This is a genomic window from Halorientalis salina, from assembly GCF_005049285.1.
GTDB lineage: Archaea > Halobacteriota > Halobacteria > Halobacteriales > Haloarculaceae > Halorientalis > Halorientalis salina.
This window is the reverse complement of sequence record NZ_SOSC01000009.1, coordinates 97,890-113,853: the sequence shown is the minus strand read 5'-3', so window position 1 is coordinate 113,853 and position 15,964 is coordinate 97,890. Positions and strand designations below refer to the sequence as shown.

The 15,964-nt window shown below is 65.5% G+C and carries 13 protein-coding genes; 1 reads left to right on the top strand and 12 read right to left on the bottom strand.

Going from position 1 to position 15,964, the window contains the following annotated elements; all coding sequences use genetic code 11:
- Positions 1 to 213 precede the first annotated feature (213 nt).
- The 6 genes from E2481_RS14950 to mfnA all read right to left on the bottom strand — a co-directional run bounded on the left by E2481_RS14950 (position 214) and on the right by mfnA (position 5,705).
- Positions 214 to 783 carry an NfeD family protein gene (locus tag E2481_RS14950; protein WP_136717961.1) on the bottom strand — a complete coding sequence of 190 codons (570 nt, stop codon included), beginning with the start codon at positions 781 to 783 and terminating at the stop codon, positions 214 to 216.
- Between the two features lie 67 nt (positions 784 to 850).
- Entirely contained in the window at positions 851 to 1,129 is a 279-nt protein-coding gene (locus E2481_RS14945; protein WP_136717960.1) for a DUF7312 domain-containing protein, read from the bottom strand.
- Between the two features lie 43 nt (positions 1,130 to 1,172).
- Positions 1,173 to 3,281, bottom strand: coding sequence for a methionine--tRNA ligase (metG, locus tag E2481_RS14940; protein ID WP_136717959.1), 2,109 nt, complete (start codon positions 3,279 to 3,281; stop codon positions 1,173 to 1,175).
- 68 nt (positions 3,282 to 3,349) lie between these two features.
- Positions 3,350 to 3,937 carry a DUF7504 family protein gene (locus E2481_RS14935; protein WP_136717958.1) on the bottom strand — a complete coding sequence of 196 codons (588 nt, stop codon included), beginning with the start codon at positions 3,935 to 3,937 and terminating at the stop codon, positions 3,350 to 3,352.
- 80 nt (positions 3,938 to 4,017) lie between these two features.
- A complete protein-coding gene (locus E2481_RS14930) occupies positions 4,018 to 4,539 on the bottom strand; it encodes a YqaA family protein (protein ID WP_136717995.1) in 522 nt (173 codons plus the stop codon).
- A gap of 113 nt (positions 4,540 to 4,652) precedes the next feature.
- The gene (gene mfnA / locus E2481_RS14925; protein WP_136717957.1) at positions 4,653 to 5,705 is read right to left on the bottom strand and encodes a tyrosine decarboxylase MfnA; all 1,053 of its coding nucleotides are present in this window, start codon (positions 5,703 to 5,705) and stop codon (positions 4,653 to 4,655) included.
- 98 nt (positions 5,706 to 5,803) lie between these two features.
- Here mfnA and E2481_RS14920 point away from each other — a divergent pair, with 98 nt between their 5' ends.
- The gene (locus E2481_RS14920) at positions 5,804 to 6,562 is read left to right on the top strand and encodes an SDR family oxidoreductase (RefSeq protein WP_136717956.1); all 759 of its coding nucleotides are present in this window, start codon (positions 5,804 to 5,806) and stop codon (positions 6,560 to 6,562) included.
- A gap of 21 nt (positions 6,563 to 6,583) precedes the next feature.
- On the opposite strand, the gene ppsA is transcribed toward E2481_RS14920, so the two are convergent.
- The 6 genes from ppsA to E2481_RS14890 all read right to left on the bottom strand — a co-directional run bounded on the left by ppsA (position 6,584) and on the right by E2481_RS14890 (position 15,872).
- Positions 6,584 to 8,863, bottom strand: a complete 2,280-nt coding sequence (ppsA, locus tag E2481_RS14915) for a phosphoenolpyruvate synthase (protein WP_136717955.1) — start codon at positions 8,861 to 8,863, stop codon at positions 6,584 to 6,586.
- 168 nt (positions 8,864 to 9,031) lie between these two features.
- Positions 9,032 to 9,496 carry a DUF3426 domain-containing protein gene (locus tag E2481_RS14910; protein WP_136717954.1) on the bottom strand — a complete coding sequence of 155 codons (465 nt, stop codon included), beginning with the start codon at positions 9,494 to 9,496 and terminating at the stop codon, positions 9,032 to 9,034.
- A 47-nt stretch (positions 9,497 to 9,543) separates the two neighbouring features.
- A complete protein-coding gene (locus E2481_RS14905) occupies positions 9,544 to 10,446 on the bottom strand; it encodes a PhzF family phenazine biosynthesis protein (RefSeq protein ID WP_136717953.1) in 903 nt (300 codons plus the stop codon).
- A gap of 313 nt (positions 10,447 to 10,759) precedes the next feature.
- The gene (locus tag E2481_RS14900; protein WP_136717952.1) at positions 10,760 to 11,950 is read right to left on the bottom strand and encodes a segregation and condensation protein A; all 1,191 of its coding nucleotides are present in this window, start codon (positions 11,948 to 11,950) and stop codon (positions 10,760 to 10,762) included.
- The gene (smc, locus tag E2481_RS14895; RefSeq protein WP_136717951.1) at positions 11,943 to 15,527 is read right to left on the bottom strand and encodes a chromosome segregation protein SMC; all 3,585 of its coding nucleotides are present in this window, start codon (positions 15,525 to 15,527) and stop codon (positions 11,943 to 11,945) included. The genes E2481_RS14900 and smc overlap by 8 nt, the downstream gene beginning before the upstream one ends.
- A gap of 24 nt (positions 15,528 to 15,551) precedes the next feature.
- A complete protein-coding gene (locus E2481_RS14890) occupies positions 15,552 to 15,872 on the bottom strand; it encodes a DUF7518 family protein (RefSeq protein ID WP_136717950.1) in 321 nt (106 codons plus the stop codon).
- Positions 15,873 to 15,964 lie beyond the last annotated feature (92 nt).

Here is a 15,964-nt window from a genome sequence, read left to right as displayed (position 1 = left end):
CATTACATCTACACGTATGGGCAGAGTGGGTAATAAAAGTTGGGTATAAGGGAATTAATACCCACTGTTAGCATACGTGCGTCTTTAGCAACTGCGTGATTGTGTCCGTTTGTAGCAAAAAATGGTCTGTTCTGCTGCAATCGAGAAAACGAACGAGGATAGTGGCGACTGGACGGGTATCACGCGACTCGTCTCGGGAAAACGGGCGTCGGATCAGGCGGCGTCGGGATCGCGTTCGCTCGCCGATTCGGTGTCGGTCGTTTGCGTGCTCTCGCGGGCGAGTTCGCGGTCGATGTCGTCCTCGATGTCGTCGATGGCCTCGACGGTGACGATGTTGCCGCCGCCGGGGTCGATGACGATGACTTCGGTGTCTTCGCCGATTTCGCCGTCGACACAGCGCGCCCGGTAGTGGGGGTTGAACCCGCCGCCGTCGAGTTTCACCTCGCCGCCCGTCTCGGTGACGCGCTCGGTGACGCGGCCGGTCTTCCCGCGCAGCGAATCGGAGTCGCTCGTCTGGCCGGACCCCTTCCCGCCGTAGAAGTCGAACTGGCGGTAGCCGTACAGGGTGATGCCCCCGACGACGAGGACGATCGCGGCCAGTATCAGCGGGGCGAAGATCCCCAGTCCCGTCGGGAGGAACAGGCCGGCGAGTCCGGCGACCAGCAGGGCGACGCCGAGAACGATGAAGTGAGCACCCGGCGCGAGGGCCTCGCCGATGACTAACAGCGCCCCCGCGACCACGAGCAGGAGTGAGAGGCTCTCTCCGAGAACGGACTCTGCCATACTCCCAGCTAGGTGTGCCCCGGGGTTAAGCTTCGGGGTTGGACCCCGTCACGCCGCTCCAACTCCCTCAGATAACGCCCGCGACTACCAGGAAAAAGAGAACCGTCGCGACCGCACCCAGCGCCACGAAAGCGGCGTTCTCCAGCGTCGGCGTCCCGGGTACGAGTTCGTCGTCCACGCCGCCGATGTGGCCGGCGACGTTGCCGTTCGACTCGTCGTCCGCCTCGGGATCGGTCCCGTCACTGGACTCGTCGGCAGTCGAACTGGTCTCGGGTGTCGACTCCGCCGTGTCGTCGTCCGGGAAGTCGTCGACCGAGTAGCGCCACCCGTCCTCGTCGTCAGTCATGTCTCACGGTACGGTCCTCACGACCAAAAGCCCACGGCTGGAGCTACTGGATCTTCGAGCCCAGCGGCGCGTCGCCGTGGGTCGTCAGCAGGTCGGCCTCGTCGCCGGCGGCCAGGACCATGCCGTTGGATTCGACGCCGAACAGCTCGGCTTTCTCCATGTTGGCCAGCAGCACGACCCGCGTCCCCGGCAGTTCCGCCAGGTCGTGGAGCTGTTTGATGCCGGCGACGACCTGTCGCGTCTCGACGCCGATGTCGACTTCCAGCCGCGCGAGTTTGTCCGAGTCCTCGATGGGCTCTGCGGTCTCGATTTCCCCGACGCGCATGTCGAGGTCGCCGAAGTCGTCGAAGCTGATCCGCTCGTCGGTCAGTGATTCCGGTTCGAAGTCCATGGTATCCTCGTTAGCCTCTTCCGCATCGTCCTCGCCGTCCTCCGTCGCTTCCTCGACGCGCTCGGCGAGTTTCTCGTTCAGTTCCTCGATGCGTTCGTCCTCGATCTGGCCGAACAGTTCCTCGGGCTCGTCGAAGGTCGCGGGCGGCGCGTCGAGCGCCTCGTCGAGTCGAGCGTCTTCGACGGAGCCGTCCTCACCGAGCTGGGCCCACAGCGCGTCGGCCTTCTCGGGCATGACCGGCTGCATCAACACGGCGATGGCCTTCGCGATCTGGACGCAGTCGCGGATGACCTGGGCCGCTCGCTCGGGGTCGTCGTCGGTGAGCTTCCAGGGCTCGTTGCGCTGGATGTACTCGTTACCGTAGTCGGCCAACTCGATGGGGACCGCGCCCACGTCGCGGACCCGGTACTCGTTGAGCGCGGCCTCGAACTCGTCGATGGCGTCCTCGATGCGCTCGCGAACGTCGTCGCTCACGTCGGCGTCCGGCGTACCGTCGTAGTTGCGTTCGGCAAAGAGCAGCGAGCGGTAACAGAAGTTCCCGAGGTTGCCGACGAGTTCGCCGTTGACCCGCTCGGCGAAGCGGTCCCACGAGAAGTCTACGTCGGTCTCCATGCCGCTGCCGTTGATCATGTAGTACCGGAACAGGTCCGGGTGGAACCCCTCGTCGAGATACTCGTCGGCCCACACTGCCCGGTTCCGGGAGGTCGAGAGGGCCTTTCCGTCGATGCCGACGAAGCCCGTCGCCAGGATGGCCCGGGGTTCGTTGTAGCCGGCACCGCGTAACATTGCGGGCCAGAACACGGCGTGGTGCTGGATGATGTCCCGGCCGATGACGTGGACGATCTCGCCGTTGTCCTCGCCCGTCAGTTCGTCCTCGTCGTCGACTGTCCAGACCTCTTCCCAGTCAAAGGCGTCCTCGCCGACGCGGTCGGTGTACTGCTTGGTCGAGGAGACGTACTCGATGGGGGCGTCGACCCAGACGTAGAGGACGAGGTCTTCCTCTCCCTCGCCGTCTTCACCCGGATAATCGATCCCCCAGTCCATATCGCGCGTGATACAGAGGTCCTGCAACTCGCCCTCGATCCACTCGCGGGGCTGGTTCTTCGCGTTGTCCGTCCCATCCATGCGGTCGATGAACGCCTGGAGGTAGTCCTGGAAATCCGAGAGCCGCAGGAACTTGTGCTCGCGCTCGCGGTACTCGGCGGGGTTGCCCGACAGCGTCGAGACGGGGTCTTCGACTTCGCCGGGTTCGAGGTGGCGCTGACAGCCCTCGTCGCACTCGTCGCCGCGGGCGTCCTCGCCGCAGTACGGGCAGGTCCCCTCGACGAGGCGGTCGGGCAGCCACTGGTCGTCCGCCGGGTCGTAGGCGACCTGGATCTCCTTCTCGACGACGTGGTCCCCGTCGATCCACGACCGGACGAACTCCTGGGTGGTTTCGACGTTGGTCTCGTCGTGGGTGTGGCCGTAGTTGTCGAACTCGACGTTGAATTTCGGGAACGTCTCGGCGTACTCCTCGTGGTACTCCAGGGCGAACGCCTCGGGGGAAACGCCCTCCTTGGCGGCGTTGACGGCGATGGGCGTCCCGTGCATGTCGGACCCGCAGACGAAGGCGGTCTGCTGGCCGACGCGGCGGAGCGCGCGGGCGACCGTGTCGCCGGTGACGTAGCCCCGCAGGTGGCCGACGTGGAGGTCACCGTTGGCGTAGGGCAACCCCACCGTCACCACCGCGGGATTGTCCGTCGGAAATGCCTCGTGGCTCATGTGTCTCTTCGTACCGTCATGCGGACCTAAAACCCGCTGGTTTCGCCCGGTCGCCCGCCGCACGGATCTCAGGACTGGTCGACGACCCACTCGTCGCCGTCGCGGCGGACGACCGAATCGAACAGCGTCGACAGCGTCGCGATCGTCCGGTCGTCCTGTGTCGCCGGGTCCAGATGGACGTGGACGCTCGCACCGGCGGCAAGAAACCGACCGGTGAGCGTGTGCAGGAACCGGAACACCCGTTCCGTGTCCGCGTACTGTAGCATCGCCGTCAGCGAGTCCACACACCCGGTGACGGCTCGCTCGTCCTCGGCCCAGCGGTCGAGATATCGCGAGACGGCGATGCCGACCCCGGTCAGATCACCCGGGGCGACGTGCGTTTCGTAAACGCCCTCGGGCAAGTCCCGGTCGGCCGTCGCTCGGCTCTCGGGACAGATGACAGCCAACGACGCCGGTAACTCGTCGGTGTGATCGAGCCACCCCTCGACCATTTCGGTCGTTCGCCGGTCGTATGCGATCGTCAGTACGTGCTGGTCCCGGGCCGTCTCCGTCGACAGCGTGTCGAGACACAGCCCACTCTCGTCGATTTCGGTCGGCGATGCGAGGAGCAGTACCCGCGACTGCTCGCGCACCGCCTGTGTTGCGTGTGACACCATCCCCCACTCTATCCGGTATCTCGCAGTCACTCAAGAATAACTTTCGATGTGACAGTTCGGTTGTTTCCCACGTGAGAATATCAGGCGAGCGTCGCCGCTCCGAGGCCGAACAGGAACAGGGTGACGAGGAGTCGACCGACGCTGCCGACGAACGTTGCCAGCCCGAACAGGACGTGGTCCTCTTCGAGGACGGTGAACGCGTAGATCGAGATCGTATCGGGGAACCCGGGGACACACAGCGCCAGGGCGAGCCCGACGTAGCCGTACTCCTGTGCCAACTGCACCGTTTTGCGTTCGGACCAGCCGACCACGTCGAACCGGGAGCGACGGAGGGCGCGGATGACTGGTCCGGACTGCTTGGCCTTCTGCCCGAGGTGGAACGCGAAGAGGCTGCCGATGGCTTTCGCGGCGCCACTGACGAGGATGACCAGCGCGAGGTTCGCCTCGTAGGGCAGTCCGAGCCGGAGTTCGCCGACCGGCAGGAGCACGATCTCGCTGGGGAGTGGCAGGACGGCGGCGATGAGAAACGAGTAGGCGGCGATGATGCCCAGTCCGGCGGGGCCGGTCGCAGTTCTGACTGCCGCTTCGAGCGTGTGCATCATCCCCTGAAGGACCCCATCCAGTGCGAGGGCTACCGTTGAAGCCACGCCACGGCGTTTGCAGGCCGGTGGTGTAAGGGTTAATATTTCGTCTCTATAGCGACACGTTGACGGGGTCAGAACCAGTCGAGGTCGGCGACGAACGAGCGCAGCATCGACTTCGTGACGTGGGGCATACAGACGACGCGCATCTCGCCCTCGCCGGTTTTGGAGATGCGCCAGCCCCGCTGGCGGAGGTCCTCCGTGACGGGCATCGTCATGTCCGCGGCGACGATCGGGAGTTCGGGTTCGACGACGTCGTGGCCGCGGGCGGCCAGTTGCTCGGCCAGCCACTCGGCGTTGTCCATCGATTCGTGGTACTGTTCGCGATAGCCGACCGGCCAGAGTTCCTCCATCGCCGCGACGGCGCTGGCGACGCCCGCGCCGCTCCGGGTCCCGGTCAGCGTCGCCTGCGATTTCGATTCGAGATACGGCGTGTCGACGGCGAGTTCGTCCAGCAACTCCGCCGAGTGTGTCACGAGTCCGCCGGCCGGGACCGCGGCCTGTCCCATCTTGTGCGGGTCGATGGTGATGGTGTCGACGTCGGCGTGCCCGAAGTGCCACCGGTGGTCCGTAAAGGGCAGGACGAACCCGCCCCAGGCGGCGTCGACGTGACAGAGCGCGTCCGCGTCATCGGCGAGGTCGGCGATGGCGGGGATCGGGTCGACCCGTCCGTACTCCGTCGAGCCGGCGACGCCGATGACGACGACGGTGTCCTCGTCGACGAGTTCGGTCATCGCCTCCATGTCGGCGCGGTGGTCCTCGTCGGTCGGCGCCGTCCGCAACTCGACGCCCAGCAGGTCTGCCGCCTTGTTGAAACTGAAGTGGGCGCTCTCGGGCGCGACCATGTTCGGGCGCTCCGTGTCGGCCCGGTTGCGCGCGATGCGGACCGCCTGGATGTTGGCCTCGGTCCCGCCGCTGGCGACGTACCCCTCGGGGTTGGGCAGTCCGGTGACGGTCCCGAGCAGTTCGACCGCCTCCGTCTCCAGTTCGGAGACGGCCTCGTACGTGCCGGGGTCACCGGGATTGGTCGCGAGGAACCGTTCGGCGGCCTCGCGGGCCCGGGGATGTGGCCTGGTGCACATCGAAGAAAGAACCCGACTGAAATCCTGCGGTTCGACCCGCTGCATGTGTCAGTCGGGATGTGCCACAGCGGCTTATCGATTGTGTTCGCCTCGGGACGCGGCGGCCACCGTCGTTTATTCGACGCGCCCCCGTAGCACTGGTGATGACGGACTCACTGGACGGAACAACGGCGTTCGTGACGGGTGCGAGCGCTGGCATCGGTCGTGCATCCGCACACGCGCTGGCTCGCGAGGGCGCTGACGTTGCACTCGCGGCGCGCAGCGAGGACGAACTCGAAGCGATCGCAGAATCCATCCGCACGGAGTACGACGTGACCGCGCTCGTTGCCCCGACCGACGTCCGCGACGAGGCGGCCGTCGAGGGGGCAATCGAGGCCACCGTCGACGAACTCGGGGGCCTCGATCTCCTCCTGAACAACGCCGGCCTGGCTCGCGGCACGTCGGTCGAAGAGATGTCGACCGAGCAGTACCGCACGATGATGGAGACCAACGTCGACGGGATGTTCTTCACCACCCGCGCGGCACTGCCACACCTCCGCGAGTCGGCGGGCACGCTCGTCTTCATCGGGAGTTTCGCCGGCCAGTACCCCCGACCGTTCAACCCGATCTACGCCGCCAGCAAGTGGTGGACCCGCGGGTTCGCCAAGAGCGTCTCCGCGGAGGTCGGGAGCGACGACGTCGCCGTCACGGTCATCAACCCCTCGGAAGTCCGCACGGAGTTCGGTGCCGTCTACGGCGAGACCTTCGCCGAACGCTTCGACGAGGGCGAGGTCACTGAACCGGAGGAAATCGCAGAAGCCGTCGTCTTCGCCGCCGAGCAGGGGCCGTCGATGGCGAGCGAGATCGATCTCTATCGACGGGACAAGTTCGAGTTGTTCGGAAAATTCGGCGACGAGTCCTGACGGCTGGCTGGCCGCGGGCGCCTAGCGCACCGAATCGAGGATCAGCTTCTGCTCGATGCGCTTGACCTCGTGTTGGACGTCGCGGACGGCGTCGATGTTGGCCGAGATGGAGGTCGCCCCCTCGTTGACGAGGTGGTTGACCATCCGCGGCTTCGAGCCGGCCTGGCCACAGATCGAGGTGTCCACGTCGTGCTCGCGGCAGGTCTGGATCGTCTGGCTGATGAGTTCGAGCACGCTCGGATGGAGTTCGTCGAACCGGTCGGCGACGTTGCCGTTGTTGCGGTCCACAGCGAGGGTGTACTGGGTCAGGTCGTTCGTCCCGAAGGAGGCGAAGTCGATGCCGGTCCGGGCCATCTCCTCGACGCCCAGCGCGGCGGCGGGCGTCTCGATCATCACGCCCCAGCGGCGCTTCTCGGGATCGATGCCCACCTCTTTCATCAGGTTCTTCGCACGCAGCACGTCCTCGGCGTCGTTGACCAGCGGGAGCATGAGTTCGACGTTGTCGTAGCCCATCTCCCACAGCTGGCGGAACGCCTCCAGTTCGTGTTTGAACACGTCAGGCGTGGCGAGACTGCGCCGGATCCCGCGGTAGCCCAGCATCGGGTTGTGCTCCTCGGGTTCGTTCTCGCCGCCCTGGAGCTGGCGGAACTCGTCGGTCGGCGCGTCCAGCGTCCGCACCCGAACCGGGCGCGGGTAGAACTCGTCGGCGACGCCGCGCACGCCGTCGATGATCTCCTGGACGTAGGCCCGCTCGCCGTGGTCCTCGATGTAGCGCTCTGGCGTCTTGTTCGTCGAGAGGATCATGTGCTCGATGCGGAGCAGGCCGACCCCGTCGGCACCCGTCGCGGCCGCGCGCTCGGCGGCCTCGGGGATGGAGACGTTGACCTTGACCTCCGTCGCTGTCATCGGTTTGACGGGCGTGGTCGGACGGGCCTCCTCGATGGGTTCGGTCTCCTCTTTGGTCTCGACGCCCTCGCGGATCGTCCCCTTGTCGCCGTCGATGGTGACGACCTGGTCGTCTTCGAGCGCCTCGGTCGCCCCGCCGGTCCCGACGACGGCGGGCGCGCCGAGTTCGCGCGCGACGATGGCGGCGTGGGAGGTCATGCCCCCTTCGCTCGTGACGATGCCGGCGGCGCGTTTCATCGCCGGCACCATGTCCGGCGTCGTCATCTCGGTGACGATGATGTCGCCCTCCTCGACCTTGTCCAGCTGATCGAGTTTGTCGACGATACGAACGGCACCGGATGCGATGCCGGGGCTCGCGCCCAGGCCCGAGAGCAGCACGTCCCCGTCCTCGTCGGACGAGGTGGCCTGTGCGGTCCCGCTGCCGTCGGCGGTCGCGGCCTCGCCGTCGCCCTCGGCGATGGTCGTGATGGGGCGGGACTGGAGCATGTAGACCTCGCCCTCGAAGATGGCCCACTCGACGTCCTGGGGCGTGTCGTAGTGGTCCTCGACCCGCTCGCCGAGTTCGCAGAGCCGGTCGATCTCCGCCTCGGAGATGACCTGCTCGTTGCGTTTCTCGTCGGGTACGGGCCGCTCCTCGGTTTCACCCGTCTCCGGGTCCTTGTCGTACATCGTCTTCTTGTCGGCGACCTCGATGTCGGTCACCTCGCCGCTCTCGCGGTCGATGACGTAGTTGTCCGGCGTGACAGAGCCGGAGACGACGCCCTCGCCCAGGCCCCAGGCGGCCTCGATGATGACCTTCGGTTCGCCGGTCGACGGGTGGGACGTGAACATCACGCCCGACTTCTCGGCGGCGACCATCTGCTGGACCACCACGGCGATGTCGACCTTGTCGTGAGCGAAGCCCTGCTCCTGTCGGTAGTACGTGGCACGCTGGGTAAACAGCGAGGCCCAGCAGCGTTTGACGCGGTCGAGCAGGTCCTCGCCGGTGACGTTCAGGAACGTCTCCTGCTGGCCCGCAAAGGAGGCGTCGGGCAGGTCCTCGGCGGTCGCCGACGACCGGACGGCGACGAACGAGTCGCCGTCACCCACCTCGTCGTAGGATGCCAGGATCTCCTCTTTGAGGTCCTCGGGCATCTCGGTTTCGAGGATGAGTTCCTTGGCGCGCGACTCGGCCTCGGCGAGCGCCTTCGAGTCCTCGGCGTCGACGTCGACGGCCGCGAACAGTTCCTCGTCGATACCCGTCTCCTCGATGAACCGTCGGTAGGTTCCCGCCGTGACGACGAACCCCGGGGGAACCGGCAGGCCAGCGGCCGTGAGTTCCCCTAACGAGGCCGCCTTCCCGCCGACAGATTCGAGGTCGTCCGCCCCGATTTCGTCCAGCCAGAGTACAGCCATGTCCTCACCTGTAGGGTGCAGAACCCTGATAAAAAGGGTTCCGAACCGCGGCAACCGTCTCCTGTTCCTCGCTCCGCCGTGGCCCAGACCGGGTGACTGCTCGGCGATTGTGGGTCAGTTCGCCCATACCAGGTCCCCACTGCCCGTCCTCGGATTGTTATGGTCGTCTTACTCCCGAGAACCGTTCTCCGATCCCGATGGCTCGGCTCGGACGTACACGGTCGCTTCGCGGACGCTCGTCCGCTCGTCCGGTTCGTAGAACAGTCGGAAGCTGACAGTTCCCCCGGACTCGAACTCCCGTGTCCGGTGCTCCTCGTAGGCCGTCCACCGCGGCCCCTCTTCGTAGTCCGCAACGACGGTTTCAGTCTGCCCCTCCGAGTCCGTGAACTCCCCCTCGATCTTCGGCGGGGTCCGGGGCGTTTCGGACGTGACCGTCAGCGTGCCGTCGACGATGAGCGTCGCCCCGCGCTCGAATCCGCTTCCGGCCGTCCACGACGAGAGATCGTCAACCTCGTAGGCCGCGTGCGGGTTCTCGACTCCCACCTCAGTCGGTTTCGTCACTTTCGAAGTACAGCCCGCCACGCCCGCGAGCGCAACCGCCGATAGGGACAGGAACCCCCGCCTCGTTGCCATACCGTTCGGTTAGCTCAAACGACACAAGTGCGTTTCGTCACCCGGCGTCACGCCTCGATGATGTCGTCCTCGTCGCTCTCGGGGACCACCAGGCTGCCGTCCAGTGCCGTCACCGCACGGCCGCCGACTTCGATCTCGGCGCCGACGCGCACGCGGACCCGGCCGGGTCGGTCGACGAAGTGCCCCTGTTCGAAGACCATCTCCTCGGGCAGGTCGTCGAAAGCGTCGTACTCCCGGACGTACGCGCCCGCGGCCCCGCTCGCCGTCCCCGTCACCGGGTCTTCGGGGACGCCTTCCTTCGGGGCGAACATCCGGCCGTGGAGCGTCGAGTCGGCGTCGAGCGCGTCGAACGTGAAGGCGTAGATCCCCGCCGCCTCGACCTCGCGGCTCAACTCCTCGATCGCGCCCATCTTTGGGGCCATGTCCGAGACGTGTTCGAGGAAATTGACGGGGACCATCAGGAAGGGCAGTCCCGTCGAACTCACGGCCAGTGGGAGGTCCGCACCCACGTCTTTCAGGGCCGCCACGTCGATCCCGAGCGCGTCCGCGACCGCGTCGTACTCGACGTCGACCGGCCGGATCTCCGGCTGGTTCTGTGTCATCCAGACGGTCCCGTCGTCCGCGATCTCGGCGGTGAGGACGCCGGTGTTCGTCTCGAAGGTGTGTTCGCCGGTCTCGATGTGATCCCGGGCTGCCAGCCACGCGTGGCTGGCGACGGTCGCGTGCCCACAGAGGTCGACCTCGTTCGTGGGCGTGAAATACCGGAGCTGGCGGTCGGCTTCGGTCGAAGAGCGCAGGAAGACGGTCTCGCTCGCGCCCAGTTCCGAGGCGATGGCCTGCATTTGCTCGCTCTCTAAGTCGTCGGCGTCGGGAACGACGCCGGCCGGGTTCCCCGTCAGCGGCTCGTCGGTGAACGCGTCCACGAGGAAGACCTGGCGGGTCTCGTGCATACGGTCGCCATCGGCCGACCCGCTGTTAAACGTTCCCACCATGCGGAGTCGAGACTCTCCAGCAACGGCTACCGACGCGCACGAGACTGGACAAAAATTGCTGTTCAGCGACGGCCGTCGTCACGGACGTACCACAGCGCGTCGACCAGCTGCTCGGGGTCGACCCGCCCGTCCAGCTCGTCCATGCGCTCCTGAAGTTTGGTTGGGGTCATGCGTGTTGTTAACATACAACCCGGAATAGCATAGCTCTTTCGGCGGAGTCGGGACTGGACGTTCAGCAGACGGCGGAACGAAGCAGAATCGGACGGCCGACTCAGTCCGCGGCGACTTCTTCCGAGCCCGTGGCGGCGTTGGGGTCCTGCACCCAGAGGTCCCCGAACAGGTCGTCCTGCTGGAGATGGACCTGGCCGCGGTGGGAGAGAAAGAGCAGGCCGAGGAACGTCTCGACGCGGGAGCCGCCGGCATCGACGATTTCGGAGAACAGCACCTCGTCGCGGCCGGTGTCCCACCGTTCGAGCACGGCCCCGTACACGTCGTCGATGACGGCGTCGATGTCCTCGCCGTGGGCCGTCTCGGTCACGTCGGCCTCGGTCGGTTCGTCGTCCATCCGGAAGTCGTCGCCGCTCCGGTAATCCAGTTCCTGGGTCCCGCGCTGGTAGTTCCCCGGCGACTCGCTGGTGTCGTACTCGCGGGACTCCTTCCACCAGCTATCCCGCTCGGCGTCCCGCAGATCGCGGACGAGTTCGTCCAGCGTCTGGGGCATTCCCCGTGCACGCTTCCGTTCGAGGCGCCGGTCCATCTCCTGTTCCAGCGTTGCGAACGGATCGGCCTCGGGGTCGATCGGCGTCTCCTCGCCCATCGCCGCGGCCTCCCACGGCTCGGGTTCGGGCTCATCCTCCTCGTCGTCCGACAGCATCGCGTCGCTTTTCATCCGCAGCAGGACGCTCGCGTAGAACAGCGCCCGCCCGGAGGTCCGCAGATCCGCCTCGTCCAGCCGGTCGAGGAACTTGTCGGTCACCGTCACGATGTCGATGTCCCACGGCTCGATCTCGCCGTCCTTGGCCAACTGGACCAGCACCTCGACGGGCTGGACCTCGTCGTCGTCGCCCTCGCCCGGGAGCTCCGGGCCGTAGTGGTCGCGGTACTCGACTTCCTGGACGTCCTCGTCGGCACTTTCGGACTCGTCGACGTCCTCGCCCGATTCGTCACTCCCGTCGGCCCCGAGCATCGATTTGGCACCCGCTGGTTTCTCCCTGTCCTCGTGGCCGGAGATGTCCAGCGGAATATCATCGTCATCTCGCGGGTCGCTTCGGTCACGGCTCACTTCGCTCGCCGTTCCCGTATCCGAGGACTCCCTTCGGTCGTCCTCGCGTTCCTCGCTATCTCGCGGGTCACTTCGTTCCCCGCTCGATTGTTCCGGGGACTCGCTGTCTCGCGGCTTCGCCGCTCGACTGTCCGCGGACTCACTACGTTCGTCCGCGCCCCGCTCGTCCCCGCTAGTCATCGGCGGGCACCTCCTCATCAGGATCGGCCGAACTCAGGTCGATCCCGGTAACGGCCGAGACGTTGTCCTCTTGCATGGTCACACCGATGGCACGCTCGGAGCGTTCGAGCATCGCCGAGCGGTGGGAGACGACGACGAACTGGGCTTCGCCCGCGAGTTCGTCGACCATCTCGCCGACCATCTCGGCGTTCGCGGCGTCCAGGAACGCGTCGACCTCGTCCAGCGCGTAGAAGGGCGCGGGGTTGTGCCGCTGGATGGCGAAGATGAAGGCCAGCGCCGTCAGTGACTTCTCCCCGCCGGACATCGCCGCCAGCCGCTGGATGGGTTTGTCCTTCGGCTGGGCCTTCATCGTCAGCCCACCCTCGAAGGGGTCCGCTTCGTCTTCGAGGTGAAGCGTCCCAGTCCCGTTCGAGAGTCGCTCGAAGATGTCCTCGAACTGCTCGTTGATGGCCTCGAAGGAGTCCATGAACGTCGCCTTCTTCTTCTGTTCGTAGGAGTCGATGCGGTCGCGGATACCCTCCGCCTCCTCGACCAGCGTGGCCTTCTTGTCTTCGAGGTCGTCGAGGTCCTCGGCCACGTTGTCGTACTCCTCGATGGCGAGCATGTTGACCGGTTCGAGCTTCTCCATCTCGGTTTCCAGCCGGTCGATCTCGCGTTCGACCTCGTCGTGGTCGGGCACGTCCTCGGGATCGTAGTCGCCGACCTCGCTTTCGAGTTCCTCGACCTCCCATTCGAGGCGGTCCCGGTCCTCGCGCAGTTCGCCGAGGTCTTCTTCGACGTCCGTGACCTCCCGCTGTTGTTCGTCGCGGGCTTCCTTGGCGTCCTTGAGTTCGTCCTGCAGGTCGCCCCGCTCGGCTTTGAGGTCCGCGAGTTCGTTTTCCAACTCCGCGACGGCCGCTTCCTTCTCGTTGAGCAGGTCCTCCTGCTCGGCGACGGCGTCTTCGAGGTCCGCGATCTTCTCCTCCTGTTCGGCTTTGCGGTTCTGGGCCGCCTCGATGTCGTCGTGGAGCTCCTCGATGGCCTCCTCGGCGTACTGCTTTTCGAGCTGGAGCTCGTTCAGGTCGCCGTCCAGGTCGTCGAGCTGGTCCTCCAGTTCGTCGATCTCCTCGCGGACCTCGTCGGCCTCACTGGTGAGCCGCGGGATCTCCGAGTCCTCGATCTCGGTTTCGAGCTCGTCGATGTCGGCCTCGATGGCCTCGATGGCCTGGGTCTGCTCGCCGATCTCGCCTTCGAGTTCGTCCATCCGATCGGAGACCTCCTCGCGCTCGGTTTCGATCTCGTCGAGTTCGGCCTCCAGTCGCTCGATGCGGTCGTCGATCTCCTCGCGCTCTGTTTCGAGCTTCTCGATCTCGGACTCGATCTCCCGGACCTGGTCCGTCGCGTCGGACTTGCGGTCCCGGGCGTCGTCCAGTCGGTCTTCCACGTCGCGGAGGTCCGAACGGATCGACTGGCGTTCGTCTTCGAGGTCGTTGATGCGCTGGGCGACGCGTTCGAGTTGCCCCTGCCCGCCCGAAAAGGAGTAGCGGGTTCCCTTCGAGGAACCGCCGGTCATCGCGCCGGACTTCTCGACGAGGTCGCCCTCCAGGGTGACCATCCGGAAATCGCCCATCAGGTCCCTGGCAGTGTTCATGTCTTCGACGATGACCGTATCGCCGAGTACGTACGAAAAGATGCCGCGGTACTGCGAATCGAAATCCACCAGGTTGTAGGCGAAATCGACGACGCCGTCGTGGCTCGGCAGCGAGGGGAGCGACCGATTCTGCATCTTCGTGATCGGGAGGAAGGTCGCCCGTCCGGCCTGCCGGGATTTGAGGTACTCGATGCACTGCTGGCCGACGCTGTCGTCGTCGACGACGACGTGGGCCAGTCGGCCGCCGGCCGCCGTCTCACAGGCCGTGGCGTACTCGGGGTCGACGCCGCCGAGTTGCCCGACCGTCCCGTGGACGCCCTCTTTGCCGCTGTTGAGGATCGTCGTCACCGCGCGCCCGTACGAGGAGTCGCCGTCCTGTCCCGCCTTCGCTTCGAGTTCGGCGTACTCCTGCTGTTTGGCCGAGATGGTGTCCTCGATGTCGTCTAAATCCGACTGTAATCCGCGTTTCTCGCGTTTCAGGTCCTCGACGACGCCCGAGATGGTCTCGCGGTTCTGTTCTGCCTTCTCCAGTTCCGTTTCGAGGTCGCTGATCTCGGCGTCGATCTCCGGGACCCGAGCCTCGGCCGCCTCGATCTCGTCTTCCTTCTCGCGTTGCTGGTTCGACCGCCGCCGGGCCTCGTCTAACAGGCGGTCCTGCTCGCGCTGGAGGTCGTTCTTCTCGGATTTCGCGTCCTCCAGTTCCGACCGCTTCTCGTCGAGTTCCGCTTTGACCTCCTCGAACTCCTCGCCGACCTCGTCGATGCGTGCCTCCAGATCGGCGAGTTCGCCCTCTTTTTCCTGCACGTCGGCCTTGATCGAGGATTTGGCGACCTTCGTCTCGCGGATGTCGTCTTCGAGGTCGTCGATCTGTTCTTGCTTGCGGTCGATCTGGACGAACGCCTGCCGGCGCTCGTTTTCGGCGTCCTCGATCTTGCCCTCGGCGCTCTCGATGGCGTCTTCGAGCCGGGAGATCTCCCCCTTGACCTCCTCGATCTCGCGTTTGATGCGGAGTTGCTCGTCCTCGCCTTTCCGCTCGATCTCCGCGTTCAGGTCCTCCAGGTCCTCTTCGAGCCGGACGACCTTCCCCTGGCGCTCGTCGAGTTCGCGCTGAAGGTCCGCCAGTTCCGCGTCCAACTCGTCGATCTCCTCGCCGAGCCCGTCGAGTTCGGCGCGTTTGTCCTCCAGTTCGGCAGCTTTGCGGAAAGACTCGTACTCCTCTTTCTCGTCGCGGAGGTCCTGGTACTCCAGGGCGGTCTGGCGTTCGTCTTCGAGCTGGTCGAGGCGATCCCGTTTCTCCTCGATGCGGAGGTTCGCCTCCTCGATGCGTTCCTCGACGACGTCGAGTTCCTCGAAGGCGTCCTCCTTTTTCGCGTCGAACTGCGCGACGCCGGCGATCTCGTCGATGATCTGCCGGCGCGCGTGTGGGGTCATGTTGATGATCTCGGTCACGTCGCCCTGCATGACGACGTTGTACCCTTCCGGTGTGATACCGGCCTGCGCCAGCAGGTCCTGGATGTCGCCGAGGTTGACCGAGCGACCGTTGATGTAGTAGTAGGAGTAGTAGTTGTCCTCGGTCTCCTTGACCCGACGCCGAATGGAGATCTCCTCGACGTCACCGACGTCCTCGGTGCCGGCGGCGTTGACGACTGCCGACCGTTCGAGGGTGCCGTCCCCGTTGTCGAGGATGACTTCGACGCTCGCTTCGCGTTCCTCGTCGCTTTCGGCGTCGTCTTCGTGGTGACCCGGATTGTAGATGAGGTCGGTCAGCTTCTCGGCGCGGATGCCCGACGTTCGGGCGAGGCCGAGCGCGAAGAGGACGCTGTCGATGATGTTGGATTTGCCCGAGCCGTTCGGGCCCGAAACGGTGGTGAAGTCCTCGTAAAACGGGATGCGAGTCTTGCGGCCGAAGCTCTTGAAGTTGTCGAGGACGAGCTCTTTTATATGCATGGGGGTGCTCGTGACCGGAGCCGGTCAGGCGATGATGATGTCGCTCGATTCCGGCTCCGTCTCGTCCGAGTCCTCGGCTGCCTCGGATTTAGTCGTGTCGGCTGGTTCCTCGCCCTCCGGTTCTGGGGCGGGTGTTTCTGCAGACGCTTCCGGTTCGGGCTCGGACGCCGAGTCGTCCTCGGCCATGCCCTCGATGGCCTCCATGCCACCGGCCGCGTCGACGACGTTCTCCAGTTCGCGGATGCGAACCTTGCACTCGACGAGTTCGTCCGTCAACCCGTCGACTGTCGCCTCTAGTTCTTTGACCCTCGATTCGAGTTCTTCGACTCGATTGCCGCTCGCCATACAACTACAGGACTTCTCCGACGGCATAAACTTACGTCAGACATTCACATTGTTTCTGATAGGTGTGGGATCGGGATTATCGTCTGGTTCGC

Excerpts from the sequence above, each read along its gene's own strand:
- E2481_RS14950 (WP_136717961.1), bottom strand. The coding sequence starts at position 783 with ATGGCAGAGTCCGTTCTCGGAGAGAGCCTCTCACTCCTGCTCGTGGTC.
- E2481_RS14945 (WP_136717960.1), bottom strand. The coding sequence starts at position 1,129 with ATGACTGACGACGAGGACGGGTGGCGCTACTCGGTCGACGACTTCCCG.
- metG (WP_136717959.1), bottom strand. The coding sequence starts at position 3,281 with ATGAGCCACGAGGCATTTCCGACGGACAATCCCGCGGTGGTGACGGTG.
- E2481_RS14935 (WP_136717958.1), bottom strand. The coding sequence starts at position 3,937 with ATGGTGTCACACGCAACACAGGCGGTGCGCGAGCAGTCGCGGGTACTG.
- E2481_RS14930 (WP_136717995.1), bottom strand. The coding sequence starts at position 4,539 with ATGATGCACACGCTCGAAGCGGCAGTCAGAACTGCGACCGGCCCCGCC.
- mfnA (WP_136717957.1), bottom strand. The coding sequence starts at position 5,705 with ATGCAGCGGGTCGAACCGCAGGATTTCAGTCGGGTTCTTTCTTCGATG.
- E2481_RS14920 (WP_136717956.1), top strand. The coding sequence starts at position 5,804 with ATGACGGACTCACTGGACGGAACAACGGCGTTCGTGACGGGTGCGAGC.
- ppsA (WP_136717955.1), bottom strand. The coding sequence starts at position 8,863 with ATGGCTGTACTCTGGCTGGACGAAATCGGGGCGGACGACCTCGAATCT.
- E2481_RS14910 (WP_136717954.1), bottom strand. The coding sequence starts at position 9,496 with ATGGCAACGAGGCGGGGGTTCCTGTCCCTATCGGCGGTTGCGCTCGCG.
- E2481_RS14905 (WP_136717953.1), bottom strand. The coding sequence starts at position 10,446 with ATGCACGAGACCCGCCAGGTCTTCCTCGTGGACGCGTTCACCGACGAG.
- E2481_RS14900 (WP_136717952.1), bottom strand. The coding sequence starts at position 11,950 with ATGACTAGCGGGGACGAGCGGGGCGCGGACGAACGTAGTGAGTCCGCG.
- smc (WP_136717951.1), bottom strand. The coding sequence starts at position 15,527 with ATGCATATAAAAGAGCTCGTCCTCGACAACTTCAAGAGCTTCGGCCGC.
- E2481_RS14890 (WP_136717950.1), bottom strand. The coding sequence starts at position 15,872 with ATGGCGAGCGGCAATCGAGTCGAAGAACTCGAATCGAGGGTCAAAGAA.